Annotated in this window: 18 protein-coding genes and 1 tRNA gene; 7 read left to right on the forward strand and 12 right to left on the reverse strand. The window is 65.3% G+C overall.

All coding sequences use genetic code 11. The features are described from left to right. Window positions 1-7: 7 nt before the first annotated feature. Entirely contained in the window at window positions 8-1,975 is a 1,968-nt protein-coding gene (locus tag C4F17_RS24750) for an acyltransferase family protein (RefSeq protein WP_106937699.1), read from the forward strand. 12 nt (window positions 1,976-1,987) lie between these two features. Here the strand turns inward: C4F17_RS24750 and C4F17_RS24755 are convergent, their stop codons facing one another. The 10 genes from C4F17_RS24755 to C4F17_RS24800 form a co-directional block, all read right to left on the reverse strand. After that, complete coding sequence (locus C4F17_RS24755) at window positions 1,988-2,197, reverse strand: DNA gyrase inhibitor YacG (protein ID WP_081267922.1); 210 nt, start codon at window positions 2,195-2,197, stop codon at window positions 1,988-1,990. Next, complete coding sequence (gene zapD, locus C4F17_RS24760) at window positions 2,194-2,949, reverse strand: cell division protein ZapD (protein WP_081267923.1); 756 nt, start codon at window positions 2,947-2,949, stop codon at window positions 2,194-2,196. The genes C4F17_RS24755 and zapD overlap by 4 nt, the downstream gene beginning before the upstream one ends. A gap of 30 nt (window positions 2,950-2,979) precedes the next feature. Continuing rightward, complete coding sequence (locus C4F17_RS24765; RefSeq protein ID WP_081267924.1) at window positions 2,980-4,014, reverse strand: hypothetical protein; 1,035 nt, start codon at window positions 4,012-4,014, stop codon at window positions 2,980-2,982. 1 nt (window position 4,015) lies between these two features. Then, complete coding sequence (locus C4F17_RS24770) at window positions 4,016-5,509, reverse strand: MBOAT family O-acyltransferase (protein ID WP_106937022.1); 1,494 nt, start codon at window positions 5,507-5,509, stop codon at window positions 4,016-4,018. A 69-nt stretch (window positions 5,510-5,578) separates the two neighbouring features. Then, window positions 5,579-6,187 (reverse strand): dephospho-CoA kinase, encoded by a 609-nt coding sequence (gene coaE, locus C4F17_RS24775; protein ID WP_199851988.1) that lies wholly within the window; start codon window positions 6,185-6,187, stop codon window positions 5,579-5,581. An 11-nt stretch (window positions 6,188-6,198) separates the two neighbouring features. Beyond that, window positions 6,199-7,164, reverse strand: a complete 966-nt coding sequence (locus C4F17_RS24780; RefSeq protein ID WP_106937023.1) for a prepilin peptidase — start codon at window positions 7,162-7,164, stop codon at window positions 6,199-6,201. Beyond that, window positions 7,164-8,393, reverse strand: a complete 1,230-nt coding sequence (locus tag C4F17_RS24785; protein ID WP_081267927.1) for a type II secretion system F family protein — start codon at window positions 8,391-8,393, stop codon at window positions 7,164-7,166. The genes C4F17_RS24780 and C4F17_RS24785 overlap by 1 nt, the downstream gene beginning before the upstream one ends. 26 nt (window positions 8,394-8,419) lie before the next feature. After that, entirely contained in the window at window positions 8,420-10,153 is a 1,734-nt protein-coding gene (gene pilB / locus C4F17_RS24790; RefSeq protein WP_081267928.1) for a type IV-A pilus assembly ATPase PilB, read from the reverse strand. Window positions 10,154-10,266: 113 nt separating this feature from the next. Then, window positions 10,267-10,343 (reverse strand) — tRNA-Pro (locus tag C4F17_RS24795). Between the two features lie 53 nt (window positions 10,344-10,396). Beyond that, window positions 10,397-11,389 (reverse strand): polyprenyl synthetase family protein, encoded by a 993-nt coding sequence (locus tag C4F17_RS24800; RefSeq protein ID WP_106937024.1) that lies wholly within the window; start codon window positions 11,387-11,389, stop codon window positions 10,397-10,399. A gap of 183 nt (window positions 11,390-11,572) precedes the next feature. Here C4F17_RS24800 and rplU point away from each other — a divergent pair, with 183 nt between their 5' ends. The 4 genes from rplU (at window position 11,573) to proB (ending at window position 14,519) form a co-directional block, all read left to right on the forward strand. Next, the gene (gene rplU, locus C4F17_RS24805) at window positions 11,573-11,884 is read left to right on the forward strand and encodes a 50S ribosomal protein L21 (RefSeq protein WP_057592097.1); all 312 of its coding nucleotides are present in this window, start codon (window positions 11,573-11,575) and stop codon (window positions 11,882-11,884) included. Window positions 11,885-11,896: 12 nt separating this feature from the next. Then, window positions 11,897-12,157 carry a 50S ribosomal protein L27 gene (rpmA, locus tag C4F17_RS24810; protein ID WP_081267930.1) on the forward strand — a complete coding sequence of 87 codons (261 nt, stop codon included), beginning with the start codon at window positions 11,897-11,899 and terminating at the stop codon, window positions 12,155-12,157. 71 nt (window positions 12,158-12,228) lie between these two features. Further along, window positions 12,229-13,305, forward strand: coding sequence for an Obg family GTPase CgtA (cgtA, locus tag C4F17_RS24815; protein ID WP_081267931.1), 1,077 nt, complete (start codon window positions 12,229-12,231; stop codon window positions 13,303-13,305). Window positions 13,306-13,379: 74 nt separating this feature from the next. Then, window positions 13,380-14,519: a glutamate 5-kinase gene (gene proB, locus C4F17_RS24820; RefSeq protein WP_106937025.1), complete on the forward strand. Its 1,140-nt coding sequence runs from the start codon at window positions 13,380-13,382 to the stop codon at window positions 14,517-14,519. A gap of 46 nt (window positions 14,520-14,565) precedes the next feature. Here proB and C4F17_RS24825 read toward each other — a convergent pair whose 3' ends face one another. Together C4F17_RS24825 and C4F17_RS24830 are read right to left on the reverse strand one after the other, a co-directional pair. Continuing rightward, the gene (locus tag C4F17_RS24825) at window positions 14,566-15,156 is read right to left on the reverse strand and encodes a CNP1-like family protein (RefSeq protein WP_106937026.1); all 591 of its coding nucleotides are present in this window, start codon (window positions 15,154-15,156) and stop codon (window positions 14,566-14,568) included. Further along, on the reverse strand, window positions 15,107-15,772 hold the full coding sequence (locus C4F17_RS24830; protein ID WP_081267934.1) for an RNA pyrophosphohydrolase: 666 nt from the start codon (window positions 15,770-15,772) through the stop codon (window positions 15,107-15,109). The genes C4F17_RS24825 and C4F17_RS24830 overlap by 50 nt, the downstream gene beginning before the upstream one ends. A 134-nt stretch (window positions 15,773-15,906) precedes the next feature. On the opposite strand from C4F17_RS24830, the gene C4F17_RS24835 reads away from it, so the two are divergent. Together C4F17_RS24835 and C4F17_RS24840 are read left to right on the forward strand one after the other, a co-directional pair. Further along, entirely contained in the window at window positions 15,907-17,652 is a 1,746-nt protein-coding gene (locus C4F17_RS24835; RefSeq protein ID WP_106937027.1) for a proline--tRNA ligase, read from the forward strand. Continuing rightward, window positions 17,649-18,317, forward strand: coding sequence for a lytic transglycosylase domain-containing protein (locus C4F17_RS24840; protein ID WP_106937028.1), 669 nt, complete (start codon window positions 17,649-17,651; stop codon window positions 18,315-18,317). The genes C4F17_RS24835 and C4F17_RS24840 overlap by 4 nt, the downstream gene beginning before the upstream one ends. Window positions 18,318-18,334 lie beyond the last annotated feature (17 nt).

Genomic DNA, 18,334 nt, shown 5'->3' on the forward strand with positions numbered 1-18,334 from the left:
GCGCACGATGCACCCCAAGTACCGCCCTGACATTGACGGCCTGCGTGCCATCGCGGTCGGCTCGGTGCTGGTCTATCACGCGTTCCCGAGCCTGCTGCCGGGCGGCTTCATCGGGGTCGACATCTTCTTCGTGATCTCGGGTTTCCTGATCACGACCATCCTTCTGCAGAGCCTGGCGGCGGGCGACTTCAGCTACCGCGACTTCTATGCGCGGCGCATCCGGCGCATCTTTCCAGCGCTGGTGCTCGTGCTGCTCGCCACGCTGGCGTTCGGCTGGTATGTGCTGCTGCCGGGCGAGTTCTCGCAGCTGGGCAAGCAGACCACCGGCGGCGCGGCCTTCTTTGCCAACCTTGTGTTCCTCGGCGAGGCGGGCTACTTCGACGCGTCGGCGGAGACCAAGCCGCTGCTGCACCTGTGGTCGCTGGGCATCGAGGAGCAGTTCTACATCTTCTGGCCCCTGCTGCTGGGGCTGGCCTGGCGAAAGCGCTGGCCGATCCTGAAGGTGACGCTGGCGGTGGCCGTGGTTTCGTTCCTGGTCAACGTGCTCACGGTGCAGCCGCACCGCGCGGCCGCCTTCTACTCGCCGCTCTCGCGGGCCTGGGAGCTGATGGCCGGCGGCCTGCTGGCGGCCATGCGGCTGCGGCCGGCCGTGGCTTCGGACAGTTCACGCACCGCGATGCTGCGGCATGCGCAGTCCGTCGTCGGCATCGGGCTGATCGCCTGGGGACTCTTCGCGGTTCACAGCACGAGGGCGTTTCCGGGCTGGTGGGCCCTGGTGCCGGTGCTCGGTGCGGTCAGCTGCATTGCGGCGGGCCCGGGCGGCGTGCTGAACCGCTACCTGCTGTCGAACAGGCTCATGGTGTGGATCGGCCTGATCAGCTACCCGCTGTACCTGTGGCACTGGCCGCTGCTCTCTTATGCGCGCATCGTCGCGGGCGGGGAGCCGTCGCTGCAGGTGCGCATCGCGATGGTGGCAGCCGCGATCGTGCTGGCCTGGGCCACGTATCGTTTCGTCGAGCGCTTCGTCAAGCTGCATCTCTCGCAAGCCATGCTGCGCGGATTGGCGGGCGGCGGCGCGGCGCTGGCGCTGGCCGGCGTGCTGGTCTTCACAGGCACGCCGCTTCCTCGCCACGACAGCCCGGCCCTGCAGGCCGTGGCCGACGCGGTGCAGGAAGACAACTATTACGAGGGCCTGCAGGAGACAGCGCTGGGCGGGCAGTTCGTCTACAAGGCCGGCAGCGGCAGGCACAACGTATTGCTGATCGGCGACAGCCACATCGAGCAGTACGCACCCCGCGCGCTGGAGTTGGCCCGCACGCAGCCCGACCTGGCGCGCACGGCGTACTTCGCGACCCAGGGGGCTTGCCCTCCGGTGCCCGGCATGTTCAGCAGCGCCGACATGGCCTGCGACCAGCGTCGCAAGGCGGTGCTGGATCTGGCGCTGAAGCCCGAGGTCGATTCCGTGGTGATCGGCGCGTGCTGGAGCTGCTATTTCACCGGCACCGGCCCGATGGCGAACTACTTCGTGGACGACAGGCAGGCCGTGCACCCGTTCCTCAACGGAGACGGCGTCGAGCTGGCGTTGAAGTCGCTGGGCGACGTTCTTAAGCGGCTGTCGGCGCTGAAGCCGGTGTATCTGGTGCTCGGGAATCCGGTCGGTATGGATTTCGATCCGCTCCGGCAGATCGAGGGCAGCCGGCTCGGTGACCTGAGGGCCTCCAGCGGACTCAAGGCGCCGATGCCGCACGACCAGGCACTGTTCAATGCGCGGCTGAAGCAGGTCGCGCAAGCCAGCGGTGCGCGGGTCATCGAGCCGTTTGCCAGCCTGTGCGCGGGCGAAGAGTGCATCCGCAGCATGCCGGACGATGGTTCGCCGGCCTACAAGGACATCGGCCACCTTCGGCCGAGGTATGCGCGCAGCTTTGCGACGTACATCGACCCGGCGCTGCTGGACGAGGGCGGCGCCGCAAAGTAGCTTTTGCCGGGGTTACTGGATCTTCGGGTCGCCGAAGGGTTCTTCGTCCGGCGGCGCCTCGGCCGGCATCCGGAATTCCTCGCTGGCCCACGCACCCAGGTCGATGCCCTTGCAGCGTGCGCTGCAGAAGGGCCGGTAGGCGTTGCTGGGGGCGTAGATGCTGTCGCCGCCGCACGTGGGACAGCGGACGATCCGCTCGCCTTTGTCGTTCACCGCGGTCATGCGCAGAGGGTCAGCTCGAAAGGCGCGTCGTCCGAGCTTTGATGCAGGCGGTCGTCCTTGTCGTGGCGCATGAGGCGCACCGACACCATGAGGCGATTGCCGCTGATTTCAGGAATGAGGCCCAGCTTGGGGTCGATGCGCAGGCGCAGCAGCTGGAAGCTGCGGCCCTGGGGCAGGTTCTGCTGGAACTGGCCGTTGGTGGCGATCACCTTGTACGGCACGTCGGCGTCGCGCAGCAGCTTGAGCAGCAGGTAGATCGACGAGGCCAGCGGCGAGAGCGTGTTCGACCAGCGTTCGAGGTCGGCGCGGCGGCTGGCCGGCGGGCGATGCTGCCAGGCGTAGTAGGCGGGCAGGTCGAATTCGCAGGTGCCGCCCGGAATGCCGGCGCGGCTGCGGATGCTCATGAGCCACTCGTTTTCCGTCAACGCCTGCCCGGCCTTGCCGGCCACGCCGTTGAGGGCGCTGAAGTTGCGCTCGAGCTGGCCGATGACCTGGTCGAGCACCGTCTCGGCAATGGCCGGGTTGCCGCGGTAGCTGTTGAAGACGGTCTTGTGCTTGTCGAGGTCGCGCAGGACATCGGCCTTGAGGTCGGCCCGCGCGGCGACGTCCATGATCTCGAAGATCGTGATCAGGGCGTAGTGGTGGGACAGCGGCGATTCAGCGGGTACCAGCTCGCCCAGGCGGCGAAACAGGTGCTCCAGCCGCAGGTAGGTGCGGATGCGCTCGTTGAAGGGGTACTCGTAAAGGATCACGCGTATCGTTTTTTCACGTCAGGTTCGAGCTCATTGCGACTTGGCTGCCGGCGGCGGAAACACTTGTCGCACAGCCTCCAGCATACGCTGACCGAAAAGAATGTATCCGCGGGTCGAGACATGGGTTTCGTTGGCGGGGAAAAGGTCCATGACCTTGAAGCGGTTCTGCTCCGCGAGCGCGAACAGGTCCGGCCCGATATTTTGCGGGTTGAACGCGGCCCTGAACTCGTCGGCATGGTTTTGTTGCAAATACACCGTGCTCTTGTTCGGGACCACCATCCAGACGACCTTGTAGGGCGCGGCGGTGGTCTCGAAGCTCTTCATGAACCGGGCCGACTTGACCGACAGCGCCGGGTTGACGCGGTCTTCGGCGGTCATGAGCAGCTTGTCGCAGGCGTGGTGGCTGAACTGCTTGCAGCCGTCGGGCACGACGCGCGCGTCGATCAGCGGGCCCCAGCGCTCGGGCGTGTTGGTCCAGCTGTCGGAGGCCAGGATGGCCTTGGTGTTGTGGTACGTGTACCAGCCGCTGAGCAGTTCGGCGTCCCAGTTGAGCTGGAAGCCGGGCGCTGGCTTGGCCGGGTTTTCGAAGGGGGGCGGCGTCGGCTTGAAGGCATGCTTCATGGTTGCGCAGGACTCGGACTTCTGGATGCGGTCCTCGAGCAGCCGCTCGATGCTCTCGATGATCACGACCTTGCCCTTGAAGCCGGACTTTTCGAGCCAGCTCGAGAAGTCGCCGCACACCACGCCGCCGAGGTTGTCCCAGTGCGTGGTGGTCATCTTGTAGCCCGCGCCCACCAGCGCCGATTGCCAGGCGTAGCGCACCGAGAAGCTGTCGCCGATCACGAGGATGTCGGCCTCGTTGATCGGCCAGGTCTTGACGTCGGCGTCCGGAATGGGCGGCGGCGGCTCGTGCCAGCCGAATTCGCGCTCGGAGATGCGCCCGATGCGCGTCAGGTCGCCATAGGGAATGGGCGTGAAGAGGCTGGTCAGCAGCAGGGCGCAGCACACCAGGTAGCCCGCGGCGAAGATGCGAAGCCAAACCTTGGCCGATTTCGTGTCTTCCATGTCAGAACTGGAAATAGAGGAACGGGCTGTAGCTGCCGAACTTCGACAGGCACAAGCCAAAGAGATAGACGCAGCCCAGGCCCGTGACCCAGGTCGCCAGCAGCTGCAGGCGCGGGCGGCCGGCCAGGCCGGCGACACTCGGGATCCAGCGGTCGAGCGTGATCGTGGGCGGCAGCGCCAGGCAGATCACCAGGCCGGCCAGGATGGTCTGGAAGAACTCCGGCTTGCGGAACGGTACCTTGAACTCGCTGAATGCCGAGACGGGGGCGCCGTGCATGCCCAGCATGCCCTTGTAGATCTCGATGGCGGCCGACATGCTGTCGGCGCGGAACACGACCCAGGCGATCATGACGCAGACGAAGGTGATGAACCATCCGGCCACGCGGCCGTACCACGTGGTCCTGGTGTTGCCGCGGCGCACCTTGGCATTCCAGAAATGGTTGACCATGAGATAGGCACCGTGCAGCGCGCCCCAGATCACGAAAGTCCACGCCGCGCCGTGCCACAGGCCGCCCAGCAGCATCGTCAGGAACAGGTTGATGTAGCGGCGCGCCGGTCCCTTGCGGTTGCCGCCCAGCGGCACGTAGAGGTAGTCGCGCAGGAAGGTCGACAGCGAGATGTGCCAGCGGCGCCAGAACTCGATCATGTTGGTCGACTTGTACGGCGAGCGGAAGTTGAGCGGCAGCTGCACGCCCACGCACAGCGACAGGCCCACTGCCATGTCCGAATAGCCGGAGAAGTCGAAGTAGATCTGCAGCGTATAGGCCAGCACGCCGAACCAGGCCGTGTACAGCGAAGGCGCCACGCCTTCGTGCACGCCCTTGAACATCATGTCCGCGTACTGCCCCAACGGGTCGGCGATCAGCATCTTCTTGGACAGGCCGAAGACGAAGATGCCCAGCCCGAGCGCCAGGTTGCGGGCGTTGATCCTGTAGGTGGCCGGGTTGTTGAACTGCGGCATCATCTGCGCGTGATGCAGCACGGGGCCCGCGATCAGGTGCGGGAAATAGGTCACGAACAGGACGTAGTGGATGAAGCTGCGCTCGTGCACCTTGCCTTGCCAGCAGTCGACCAGGAACGCGATCTGCGTGAAGGTATAGAACGAGATGCCGATCGGCAGCACGATGTGCACCAGGTCGATCTGCGAGAAGCCCGCAGCGGCCAGGCCGGCGTCGATGTTCTCCAGGAAGAAGTTGGCGTACTTGAAGATCGCCAGCACACCCAGGTTGACCACCAGCGCGATGATCAGCAGGGCCTTGCGGTGCTTGTCTTCCCGCCCCGGAGACGGGGTCAGCCGCAGTCCGAACCAGTAGTTGATGCAGATCGACCCCAGCAGCAGCGGAAGCGCCTTGACGCTCCACCAGCCGTAGAAGAAAAGCGAGGCCAGTGCCAGGAAACCCGCCGCCGACCGGGGACTGCGCGCGCCGATCAGGAAGAAGCCGATCAGGACCAGCGGGAAAAATACAAAGATGAAAGGGTACGAATTGAAAAGCATCGTGAGGGGCGCTTAGGCGTGCGCCGTTTGACGTGATCGTCGTGTAGCCGTCGCGGCGTCAATCGTTAATTATCGCGTGCCCGTCCGAACCCACCGTTCCCAGAGACCCCGCACCTGCGCACCGAGTTCCTCCAGGGTCAGGTCGTCGTTGTAGATGACGGCGTCCGCGGCGGCCCGGCGTGCCTTGCGCGGGGCTTGCTGGGCGATCACGGCCCTGGTCGCCTCGGGTGTCCAGCCCGAGCGGGCAATCACCCGCTCCAGCTGTGTTTGTTCGCGGGCGTCGACCACCAGCACCCGGTCTACCATGGCGCGCCAGCGGCCGGACTCGACCAGCAGCGGAACGTCGAAGACGACGACGGCATCCGGGCCGGCCGCCGCGGCCTGGCGCCGGGTTTCCGCGCCGATCAGCGGGTGCAGGATGGATTCGAGCCGGGTCTTGGCGCCCGCGTCCGCGAACACGATCTGGCGCATGGCGGCCCGGTCCATGCCGCCGTCGGGTGCGATCACGCCGGGGCCGAATGCAGCTTCCAGCGCCGGCATGGCGATGCCGCCCGACTGCGCGATCGAGCGCGCGATGGCGTCGGTGTCGACCAGGACCGCGCCCTGCGCGACCAGCAGCGCGGCGACCGTGCTCTTGCCGCTGCCGATGCCACCTGTCAGCCCGATGCGCCGCACCATGAGCTTGCCGCTCAATGCGCCAGCGCGCCCAGCGGGAACGCAAACGGAATCCACTGCTTCACGAGCTCCGGGCCCGCCACCAGGCAGACCAGGCCCGCGCCGGCCAGGAACGGGCCGAAGGCGATGGGGATGTCCTTGTGCGCGAGCTTGCCTGCGAAGCGCAGTGTCAGCCCGATCACGGCGCCCACCAGCGACGAGACGAGGATGATCGCGATGAGATAGTCGGCACCCAGCCAAGCACCCAGCGCGGCGAGCAGTTTGAAGTCGCCATAGCCCATGCCTTCCTTGCCCGTGATCAGGCGAAAGCCATGGTACACAAGCCAAAGGCTCAGGTAGCCGAACACCGCGCCCCAGACGGCGGCGTTGAGCGAGACGCCGGTCCAGCCCATGGCCGCGCCGACGAGGCCGAGCCACAGCAACGGGTAGTTGATCGAATCGGGCAGGAACTGGGTGTCGAAGTCGATCAGGAACTGGCAGACCAGCAGTGCCCCGAACGCAGCCCACAGGACGCCGGCGGGGGTGATGCCGAAGCGATGGGCGCACAGGGCAAAGAGCCCGGCGGTTACCAGCTCGACCAGCGGGTAGCGCGGGCTGATCCTGGTCTTGCAGGAGCCGCAGCGGCCGCGCAGCAGCACATAGCTCAGCACGGGGATGTTCTGGTACCAGCGGATCTCATGGCCGCAGTTCCCGCAGCGCGATGCCGGGCGCATGAGGTTGAAGGGGGGCAGCGCCTCGATGGCCGTCGCCGCCTTGTCGGCCGCCGCCTCGAGCCCCGCCGGAGGCACGGCCTTCGGCCCGAAGGCCAGCGACCAGAGCGAGGGCATGTCCCTGGACGACATCAGGTTGGCCACGGCCTCGGACAGCCATTCCCGGTACATCATCACCGGAACGCGGTAGATGACGACGTTGAGAAAGCTGCCGATCAATAGCCCCAGGACACCGGCCAGAACGGTGTCGATCTCCCGCGAAACGAGCATCAGACGACCTGGCCGAGCTTGAAGATGGGCAGGTACATCGAGACCACGATGCCGCCGATGATGGTGCCCAGGAACACGATGATGATGGGCTCCATCAGGCTCGAGAGGCCCGCGACCATGTCGTCCACTTCCGATTCATAGAAGTCGGCCGCCTTGCCCAGCATGTGGTCGATGGAGCCGGATTCCTCGCCGATCGCGGTCATCTGGATGACCATCGAGGGGAACAGGTTGGCGTTGGTCATGGCCGCCGTGAGGCTGGTGCCGGTCGAGACTTCCTGCTGGATCTTGGCCGTGGCGTCCCCGTAGACGGTATTGCCCGAGGCTCCGCCCACGGAGTCCAGCGCTTCGACCAGCGGCACGCCGGCGGCGAACATCGTTGCCAGCGTGCGGGTCCAGCGCGCCACGCAGGATTTTTCGATCAGCGCGCCGAAGATCGGCACCCTCAGCAGCGCCCGGTCCATGACTCTCTGCACGCGTTCGTTGCGCTTCCAGGCCTGCAGAAAGAAATAGATGCCTCCGCCGAGCCCCCCGAAGATCAGCCACCAGTACGAAACGAAGAACTCGCTCATCGCCATCACGAACAGCGTGGGTGCCGGCAAGTCGGCGCCGAACGAGGTGAACACCTGCTTGAACGCCGGAATCACGAAGATCATGATGATGGCCACCACCACGAAAGCCACCACGACCACCGAAGTCGGGTACATCAATGCCGACTTGATCTTGGACTTGATCGCCTCGGTCTTTTCCATGTACGTGGCCAGCCGGTCCAGCAGGTCTTCCAGGATACCGGCGGCCTCGCCGGCCTCCACCAGGTTGCAGTACAGGTTGTCGAAGTACTTCGGAAACTTGCGGAACGCCGCCGAAAGGGACGTACCCGTTTCCACGTCGCTGCGGATGTCGTTCAGTAGCTTGGCCACGCTCGCGTTCGCGTTGCCGCGCCCAACGATGTCGAAGGACTGCATCAGCGGCACGCCGGCTTTCATCATCGTTGCCAGCTGGCGCGTGAAGATGGCAATGTCCTTGGGCTTGATCTTCTTGCCCGAGCGCATCCGCCGCTTCTTGATCTTCGAAGCCAGCACGCCCTGGCGGCGCAGCGCGGCCTGCACCTGGTTTTCGCCGGCGGCCCGGAGTTCGCCACGCACCAGCTTGCCGTTGCGGTCCTTGCCTTCCCACTCGAAGACAAATTCCTTGTGTGTGGGCTGGGAGCGGGAGGATGCCACTGTTGCCATTCGATCTCCGGATTTCAGTGTGTGCGTTATTCGTTGGTGCAGGCCACGACTTCTTCGAGCGAAGTCAGGCCCTGCATGACCTTGCGCAGGCCGGACTGGCGCAGCGAGCGCACGCCTTCCCTCTCGGACTGCTGTGCGATGTCGAGTGCGCTGCCGTCGCGCAGGATGATTTCCTGGATCGCTTCCGAGATCGGCATCACCTGGTAGATGCCGACGCGGCCCTTGTAGCCGCCGCTGCATGCCGAGCAGCCGACCGGGCGGTAAGGCTTCCAGCTGCCGTCCAGTTGTTCTTCCTGGAATCCCGCGTCGAGGAGGGCTTCGCGCGGTACGTCCGCGGGCGCGCGGCAGACGGTGCACAGCCGCCGCGCAAGGCGCTGCGCGGTGATCAGGATCACGCTCGATGCGATGTTGAACGGCGCGATGCCCATGTTGCGCATGCGCGTGAGCGTGGTCGGCGCGTCGTTGGTGTGCAGCGTCGAGAGCACCAGGTGGCCCGTCTGCGCCGCCTTGATCGAAATATCCGCTGTCTCGAGGTCGCGGATTTCGCCGACCATGATGATGTCCGGATCCTGCCGCAGGAACGCGCGCAGCGCGGCGGCGAAAGTCAGCCCCGCGCGCTCGTTGACGTTGACCTGGTTGACGCCAGGCAGGTTGATTTCCGACGGGTCTTCCGCCGTTGCGATGTTCACGCCCGGCTGGTTCAGCAGGTTCAGGCAGGTGTAGAGCGACACCGTCTTGCCCGAACCCGTCGGGCCGGTCACCAGCACCATGCCGTAGGGGCGGCCGATGGCATGCAGAAGCCGCGCCTTCTCGTCGGCGTCGTAGCCCAGCGCATCGATGCCCAGGCGCGCGCTGCTGGGGTCGAGGATACGAACCACGATCTTCTCGCCGAACAGCGTGGGCAGCGTGCTCACGCGAAAGTCGATCACGCGGTCGGGGCCGATCTTGAGCTTCATGCGGCCGTCCTGCGGCACGCGCTTCTCGGAGATGTCGAGCCGCGAAATCACCTTGATGCGGGAGGCGAGCTTGTCCTTGATGACGGTCGGCGGGCTGGCGACCTCGCGCAGTTCGCCGTCGACGCGGAAACGCACACGGTAGTTGTGCTCGTAGGGCTCGAAATGGATGTCCGATGCCCGCATGCTGACGGCGTCGAGCAGCATCTTGTGGAGGAAACGCACCACCGGCGCGTCTTCGACTTCGGCGATCGCCTGGTCATTGGCGTCGCCCGAGGTGTCGGGCGTGACCTCGTCGAATTCGAACTCGCTGCCGACGATGCTGTTGATGGTCTCCGCCGCGCTCACGGCGGCGGCTTCGATCATGCGCGACAGCTTGTCGTATTCCGCGATGACCCAGTCGACGCCCATCTGCGACGCGAACTTGATCTTCTCCGCCGCCTGCTGGTCCGACGGGTCTGCCGTGGCAACGATCAGCCGGTTGTTGCGCTTGCTGAGAACGACGATGCGGTAGGCGTGGCAGAGCTTCGGGTCGAGCAGGTCCTTGGGCAGGCGCTGGTGGTCGATGGCGTCGAGGTCGAGCAGCGGGGCACCGAATGCGCTGGAAAGGGTATGGGCAAGATCCGCGGCCGACACGGCGCCAGTGCCGGTCAGTTCCGCGATGAAGCTGGTGCGGCCGCTCAGCGACTTCTGATAAATGTCTTCCGCCGTCTTGGCGGCCAGCTTGCCGGCCGAAATCAGCGCGCGCGCGAGCCCAGGAAGCGCTATCTGCGCGGATTCTTTGACTGGAAGTTCGGCAGCGGCCATTCAGCGAATGCAAAAGATGTGAAAAAGTGCTTCACGATCATCGCTGAACACTCCTGTGCTGTAAATCGCTACACAGCAACAGGCATGGCCATTTATTTATGCCAGCCAAAGGCTGGTCGGGGTGAGAGGATTCGAACCTCCGGCCTCTACGTCCCGAACGTAGCGCTCTACCAGGCTAAGCTACACCCCGATGGTTGCAAGAAAAAGAGAAGTCGTTCCTAGATGCCAACTCAGGTGAGGTGTTCAGGCACGTCGCTCAAGCAACTGAGCCGCCAATTGTAGCAAACCTGAAGCGTGCAAATTGGACGGAAAGCCATTCAATGCATGAATTGCGCGTTGAGCTTCTGCGGCAGCGGCTTCGCGGGAAGCATCCAGTGCCCCGGTTTCGCGAACGATCTCGACCACCTTGCCCAGCTGGGCGGTGTCTCCGGCCTCGATGGCGGCGCGCACGAGCTGGCTCTGCGCAGGCGTTCCGCGCTGCATCGCAAAGATGAGCGGCAGCGTGGTCTTGCCTTCGCGCAGGTCGTCGCCGACGTTCTTTCCTGTCTCGTTGGCGTCGCCTGCATAGTCCAGCACGTCGTCGATCACCTGGAATGCGGTGCCCAGCGCTTGCCCATAAGTGGCGCAGGCTTCCTCGACCTCGGGCGTGGCGCCGGCCAGGACGGCCGCGAGCCGGGTGCTGGCTTCGAAAAGCTTGGCGGTCTTGGAGCGGATCACGCGCAGGTAGGCTGCTTCGTCCAGCGACGCGTCGTGCATGTTCATCAACTGCAGCACTTCGCCTTCGGCGATCACGTTGGTTGCCTCGGCCAGGATCTGCATCACCCGCATGTTGTCGGCGTCCAACATCATCTGGAAGGCGCGCGAGTAGAGGAAGTCGCCGACCAGCACGCTGGCCGGATTGCCGAACGATTCGTTGGCCGTTGCGCGGCCACGGCGCAGCGTCGATTCGTCGACCACGTCGTCGTGCAGCAGCGTCGCGGTATGGATGAACTCCACCACTGCCGCCAGATTGAAGCGCTGCTCGCCGGTGTAGCCCAGCGCGCCCGACATCAGCAGCAGAAGCGCTGGCCTCAGGCGCTTGCCGCCCGCGGAGATGATGTACTTGGAGACTTGGCTGACCAGCGGCACGCCCGTGTCGAGGCGGCGGGCGATGACACGATCGACTTCGACCATGTCGCCGGCAATCAGGTCCAGCACGGTGGCGGTGGGGGAGGTGTCGGCGGCGGGAACTGGCAAAGCGGGGGCGCGGAGCGCTGCTGAAAGTAAGGGCGGCCCAGGGGCCGGGACGCGCAAATTATAGGGAGCCGTTACCTTCCGCAGGGAGCGTGCCCGGGCCGGGGTGGTTGGCGGACACGAACCGCGCTATAATCTTGGGCTCTGCGGAATTCGCCGCGGGGACTCAATTTCTAAGAGGTTTACATGTACGCGGTCATAAAAACCGGCGGCAAGCAGTATCGCGTTGCTTCCGGCGAAAAAATTAAAGTAGAACAGATTGCTGCGGACGTAGGCCAGGAAATCGTGATCGACCAGGTTCTGGCTGTCGGAAACGGCGCTGAAATCAAGGTTGGCACGCCCCTGGTGTCCGGCGCAACGGTGACAGTCACGGTACTGTCGCACGGCAAGCACGACAAGGTTCGCATCTTCAAGATGCGCCGTCGCAAGCATTATCAGAAACGTCAAGGCCATCGCCAGCAGTTCACCGAACTGCAAATCGGCGCGATCGCCGGCTAAGGAGAAGATTCCATGGCACAGAAAAAAGGCGGCGGCTCAACGCGAAACGGGCGCGATTCCAAGCCCAAGATGCTCGGCGTGAAGGCCTTCGGCGGCGAACTGATCAGCGCAGGCTCGATCATCGTGCGCCAGCGCGGCACCCAGTTCCACCCCGGCGTGAACGTCGGCGTGGGCAAGGACCACACGCTCTTCGCCCTGGTCGACGGCCACGTGTCGTTCGGTCAAAAGGGTGCACTGAACAAGCACACGGTCAACGTGACGCCGGCGGCGTAAGCCTCGAGTCACTCCGATCAGCCCGAGGCCCCGCATTGCCGGGGCTTCTTCATTTGTAAACTGGACATCCCATGAAGTTCGTCGACGAAGCCTTCATCGACATCGCCGCGGGCGATGGCGGCAACGGCTGCGTGTCGTTCCGTCATGAGAAATACAAAGAGTTCGGCGGCCCCAACGGCGGCGACGGAGGCCGTGGCGGCCACGTCTTCGCGGTGGCCGACTCGAATCTGAATACTCTTGTCGATTTCCGCTATTCCCGCCGCCACGAGGCCAAGCGCGGAGAGCACGGCATGGGCTCCGACATGTTCGGCGCCGCTGGCGACGACATCACGCTCAGGATGCCGGTCGGCACGATCATCTCCGACGCCGAAACCGGCGAGGTGCTGTTCGAACTCCTGAACGAAGGTGAAGTCATCACCATCGCCAAGGGTGGCGACGGTGGCTTCGGCAACATGCGCTTCAAGAGCGCCATCAACCGCGCCCCGCGCCAGAAGACGCCCGGCTGGCCCGGCGAGAAGCGCAGCCTCAAGCTCGAACTCAAGGTCCTGGCCGACGTGGGCCTGCTCGGCATGCCGAATGCCGGCAAGTCGACACTGATCAGCGCCATCTCCAATGCCCGTCCTCGCATCGCGGACTACCCCTTCACCACGCTGCACCCGAACCTCGGCGTCGTGCGCGTCGGCCCGGAGCAGAGCTTTGTGGTGGCCGACCTGCCCGGACTGATCGAGGGTGCTTCCGAAGGCGCCGGCCTCGGCCATCTTTTCCTGCGCCACCTGCAGCGCACCCGCCTGCTGCTGCACGTGATCGACATGGCGCCGTTCGACGACAGCATCGACCCGGTGGCGCAAGCCAAGGCCATCGTCGGCGAACTGAAGAAATACGACGCGGCGCTCTACGAGAAGCCGCGCTGGCTGGTGCTCAACAAGCTCGACATGGTGCCCGCCGACGAGCGTGCCGCGCGCGTCAAGGACTTCGTCAAGCGCCTGCGCTTCAAGGGGCCGGTGTTCGAGATCTCGGCGCTCACGCGCGAAGGCTGCGAGCACCTGGTGCAGGCGATCTACCAGCAGGTCAAGGCGCAGCAGGCGGCCGAGCATGCGCCGGTCGAAGTCGATCCGCGCTTCATTCCGCTGCCGCCCGAAGGCGCCTGACCAGCGGCGCAGCATCGAAAGATGCTGCAAATCAGATAGCAATCAACGCAGCATTCACGACCGCTACAGCCGAAATGACTTCGAATTCTGGATCCACCGCCTTGCGGGATGCCCGCCGTATCGTCGTGAAGGTGGGCTCCAGCCTCGTGACCAACGAAGGGCGCGGTCTCGACGAAGCGGCCATCGGCGAATGGTGCCGCCAGTTGGCGGAACTCGTGCGTGACGGCCGCGAGGTCGTCATGGTGTCCAGCGGCGCCATTGCCGAAGGCATGAAGCGGCTCGGCTGGCGCACCCGCCCGCACGAGATCCATGAGTTGCAGGCGGCGGCGGCGGTAGGGCAGATGGGCCTGGCCCAGATGTACGAGACCAAGCTGCGCGAAAACCAGATCGGCAGCGCCCAGGTGCTGCTGACGCATGCCGACCTTGCCGACCGCGAGCGCTACCTCAACGCGCGTTCCACCCTCGTCACGCTGCTGCGGCTGGGCGTGGTCCCGGTCATCAACGAGAACGACACCGTCGTCAACGACGAGATCAAGTTCGGCGACAACGACACGCTCGGCGCGCTCGTGGCCAATCTCGTGGAGGCCGACGCGCTGGTCATCCTCACGGACCAGAAGGGCCTCTACACGGCCGATCCGCGCAAGGACCCTGAAGCGAAGTTTGTGCACGAAGCCGCGGCGGGCGATCCGGCGCTCGAGGCCATGGCCGGCGGTGCGGGGTCGAGCATCGGCAAGGGCGGGATGATCACCAAGATCCTCGCGGCCAAGCGCGCCGCGGGCTCCGGCGCCTCCACGGTCATCGCCTGGGGGCGGGAAGCCGATGCGCTGCTGCGCCTGGCGAAGGGCGAATCCATCGGCACGCTGCTGGTGGCGCAGACCGCCAAGCACCAGGCCCGCAAGCGCTGGATGGCCGATCATCTGCAGCTGCGCGGCGCCGTGGTCGTCGACCCAGGCGCGGCGGCCAAGGTCCGGGCCGAGGGCAAGAGCCTGCTGCCGATCGGCATGACTGGCGTGTCGGGCGAGTTCTCGCGCGGCGACGTGATCGCGGTGCGCGATACCGAAGGCGTTGAACTGGCCCGGGGGCTGGCCAACTATTCGAGCGTGGAAGCGCGGCTGCTCTGCCGCAAGCCCTCGTCCGAGTTCGAGCGACTGCTGGGCTATGTGGCGGAGCCTGAAATGGTCCACCGCGACAACATGGTGTTGATGCCCGGCTGAGGCTGGAAATTGAAACGGGGCCCAAGGCCCCGTTTGTTTTTCTGGCTTACTGAACTTCCCGGACCGGATTCCGGATGTTCTGGACCATTTCCCCGACCGATGCGCGCGGGGCATTGCCGCGGCACAGTGCCTGGCCGGCCAGCGCCTTGGTGTAGCTGGAGTTCAGGTCGTAGAAGCGCTTCCACTCGGGCTTCTCGTTCTCGTGCCAGCTGCCTTCGTTGTAGCGGGCGTAGCTCTTCATCTCCGACGTCGCGCAGCGCACGCCTTCGTAGAAGGCATTGACGGCGCCGCCGGAGCGGTTGTGGGCCACCACCACGTAGCGCACGATGCCGTCGTCGGTGATGGCGATCGTGTTCGGGTCGATGCCGAACTGCAGGCTCATGTACGGCGGCATCGAGATCGGCAGCAGGCGGCTTTCGCTGAACGCCGGGGGCGGCGGAACGGCGGTTTCGGCCCACTCCTTGTCCGTCTCGGTGCGCTTGGGCGGCGGCGGCATGCCGGCCTGGGCCCAGTCGGCGTTGTCGGTGTCGTGGTTGCCCGAAGCGCAGCCGGCGAGGACGCCGAAGCAGGCGAGCAGGAGGGCGCGTTCAGCGTTGCGTCGGAAGGAAGGGCGCTTTGTGATTGGCAGAAGGGTCATCGCTCACTGAAGGAATGTCTGGATGCGGATCGAAGCTGCCGCCCGGCGGCAGGTCCAGTCCGGGCGGCGCCCCGGCGTCCAGCGAGTGGCGCTCGAATTCTCGGGCGCGCACGTTGCTGCGCAGGAAGCGGTTGCGGAAATCCTGCCGTGGCAGGTAGCGAGCAAGCTCGGTGAGCGCCATCTCGTAGACGCCGCGCTTGAACTCGACGACAACGTCGAGCGGCACCCAGTAGTCATGCCAGCGCCAGGCGTCGAATTCGGGATGGTCGGTTGCACGCAGATTGAGATCCCAATCGTGGCCGACGAGTTGCAGCAAATACCAGATTTGTTTCTGGCCCTTGTAGTGGCCCCGTGCGTCACGGCGGATGAACCGATCCGGCACCTCGTAGCGCAACCAGTCGCGGGTACGGGCCACGATGCGCACATGCTCCGGGTGGAGCCCCACTTCCTCATGCAGTTCCCGGAACATGGCTTGCTCGGGACTTTCGCCGCGGTCTATGCCGCCTTGCGGAAACTGCCAGGAATGCGTGCGTATGCGTTTGCCCCAGAAAACCTGGTTTCTCTGGTTGAGCAGGATGATGCCGACGTTGGGCCTGAAGCCGTCCCGGTCGAGCATAATCAAACCCCAATTTTTGAACTGAGTCGATTATGCATGCCGGGGTGCCCTCGGCAAGCTGCGATGCAGGCTCTCAGGGTCTCTCCGGGGGAGCAGTTCCCCACTTCCATTTCGTTTCCATCACCGCGATCCCGATGAAAGCTTCCCGATTTTTTGTCTCCACCCTCAAGGAAGCGCCCGCTGACGCAGAGGTCGCGAGCCACCGGCTCATGATGCGCGCCGGCATGATCAAGAAGCTCGGCACGGGCATCTACACCTACATGCCCATGGGTCTGCGCGTGATCCGCAAGGTCGAGGCGATCGTGCGCGAGGAAATGAATCGCGCCGGCGCCGTCGAGATGACGATGCCGGTGGTGCAGCCGGCCGAGTTCTGGCAGGAGACCGGCCGCTTCGAGAAGATGGGCCCCGAGCTGCTGCGCATCAAGGACCGGCATGACCGCGACTTCGTGATCCAGCCGACCAGCGAAGAAGTGGTCACCGACATTGCCCGCCAGGAAATCCGCAGCTACAAGCAGCTGCCGAAGAATTTCTACCAGATCCAGACCAAGTTCCGTGACGAGCGCCGCCCGCGCTTCGGCCTGATGCGTGGGCGCGAGTTCATCATGAAGGACGCCTACAGCTTCGACCGCGACCTCGACGCCGCCAAGGCCAGCTACCAGGTCATGGCGCAGGCCTACCGCAACATCTTCGACCGCTTCGGCCTGCGTTACCGCGCCGTGGCGGCCGACAGCGGCGCCATCGGCGGCGACCTGAGCGAAGAATTCCAGGTGATCGCCGCAACGGGCGAGGACGCCATCGTCTACTGCCCCGACAGCGACTACGCCGCCAACATGGAAAAGGCCGAGGCGCTCGCCCCGGCCGGCCCGCGTCCCGCTGCCGCCAAGGCGCTCGAGAAGACGCCGACTCCCGGCAAGAGCACCTGCGCCGACGTGGCCGAACTGCTGGGCGTGCCGCTTTCCACCACCATCAAGTCGCTGGTGCTGGCCACCGACATCGTGGACGAGGCCGGCAACCCCAAGGGCTCGCAGGTCTGGCTGCTGCTGCTGCGCGGCGACCACGACATGAACGAGATCAAGGTCGGCAAGCTGCCCGGCCTGAACCAGGGCTTCCGCTTCGCGACACTCGCCGAAATCGACGAGCACTTCGGCTGCAAGCCCGGCTACCTGGGCCCGCTGAACCTCAAGAAGCCCGTCAAGCTCGTGGCCGACCGCGAAGCCGCCGTCATGGCCGACTGGATCACCGGCGCGAACGAAGTCGATTTCCACATGACCGGCGTCAACTGGGGCCGCGACCTGCCCGAGCCCGACCTGGTGGCCGACATTCGCAACGTGGTCGCCGGCGACGCCTCGCCCGACGGCAAGGGCGTGCTGGCCATCGAGCGCGGCATCGAAGTGGGCCATGTGTTCGTGCTGGGCACCAAGTACAGCAAGGACATGAACGCCACCTACCTCGACGAAGGCGGCAAGCCGCAATTCCTCGAGATGGGCTGCTACGGCATCGGCATTACCCGCCTGCCGGCCGCCGCCATCGAACAGAACCATGACGAGCGCGGCATCATTTGGCCCGACGCGCTGGCACCGTTCACCGTGGTGGTCTGCCCGATCGGCATGGACCGCAGCCCCGAGGTCAAGGTGGCGGCCGAAGCGCTCTACGAAGAACTGCTCGCCAAGGGCATCGACGTGCTGCTCGACGACCGCGGCGAGCGCCCCGGCGCGATGTTCGCCGACTGGGAACTCATCGGCGTGCCGCACCGCGTCGTCATCTCCGACCGCGGCCTGAAGGAAGGCCAGCTCGAATACCAGGGTCGGCGCGACACCGCGGCCACCAAGGTGCCTGTGGCCGGCATCGCCGAATTCATCAGCGGCAAGCTCGCGAAATGAGCCTGGAGGGCGGCCTCTCGCGACGCCATTGCCTGGGCGGCGCCATGACGGCGGGCGCCCTCACGATGTTGTCGCTGCCCCGGACCGCCCAGGCCGGCGCGCAGATCGAGGAGCCGCTGATCGACTCGGTGCGCACCGCGCTGAGTTCGGCCATCCACAACAAGGCGCCGCCGGTGCCCGAGTTCCCGAACACCGAAGCCCGGCTGGTCTACCTGCGCTGGCTCGGCGAGATGAGCGAGCGGCTCAAGAAGAAGATCCCCGACTGGCCGTCGCGCAAGGAATTCCTGCAGACCGCCTGGTACGAGTCCAAGCGCTCGGGCCTCGAGGTGAGCCTGGTGCTGGGGCTCGTGCAGGTCGAGAGCAATTTCCGCAAGTTTGCGGTGTCGAGCGCCGGCGCGCGCGGCTACATGCAGGTGATGCCCTTCTGGACGCGCGTGATCGGCGACTCCGACCCCGGCAAGCTGTTCCACATGCAGACCAACCTGCGTTTCGGCTGCGTCATCCTGCGCCACTATCTCGACCGCGAGAACGGCGACCTGTTCATGACGCTCGGACGCTACAACGGCAGCCGCGGCAAGTCGCCTTACCCGAATGCGGTGTTCGCCAACCAGCGGCTCTGGGCTTTCAACGACAGGGACCGCGAGCGCGACCGCTCGGCCGCCTGACGCAGCCGGACGCCACC

It is taken from the genome of Variovorax sp. PMC12 (genome assembly GCF_003019815.1).
Taxonomy (GTDB): domain Bacteria; phylum Pseudomonadota; class Gammaproteobacteria; order Burkholderiales; family Burkholderiaceae_C; genus Variovorax.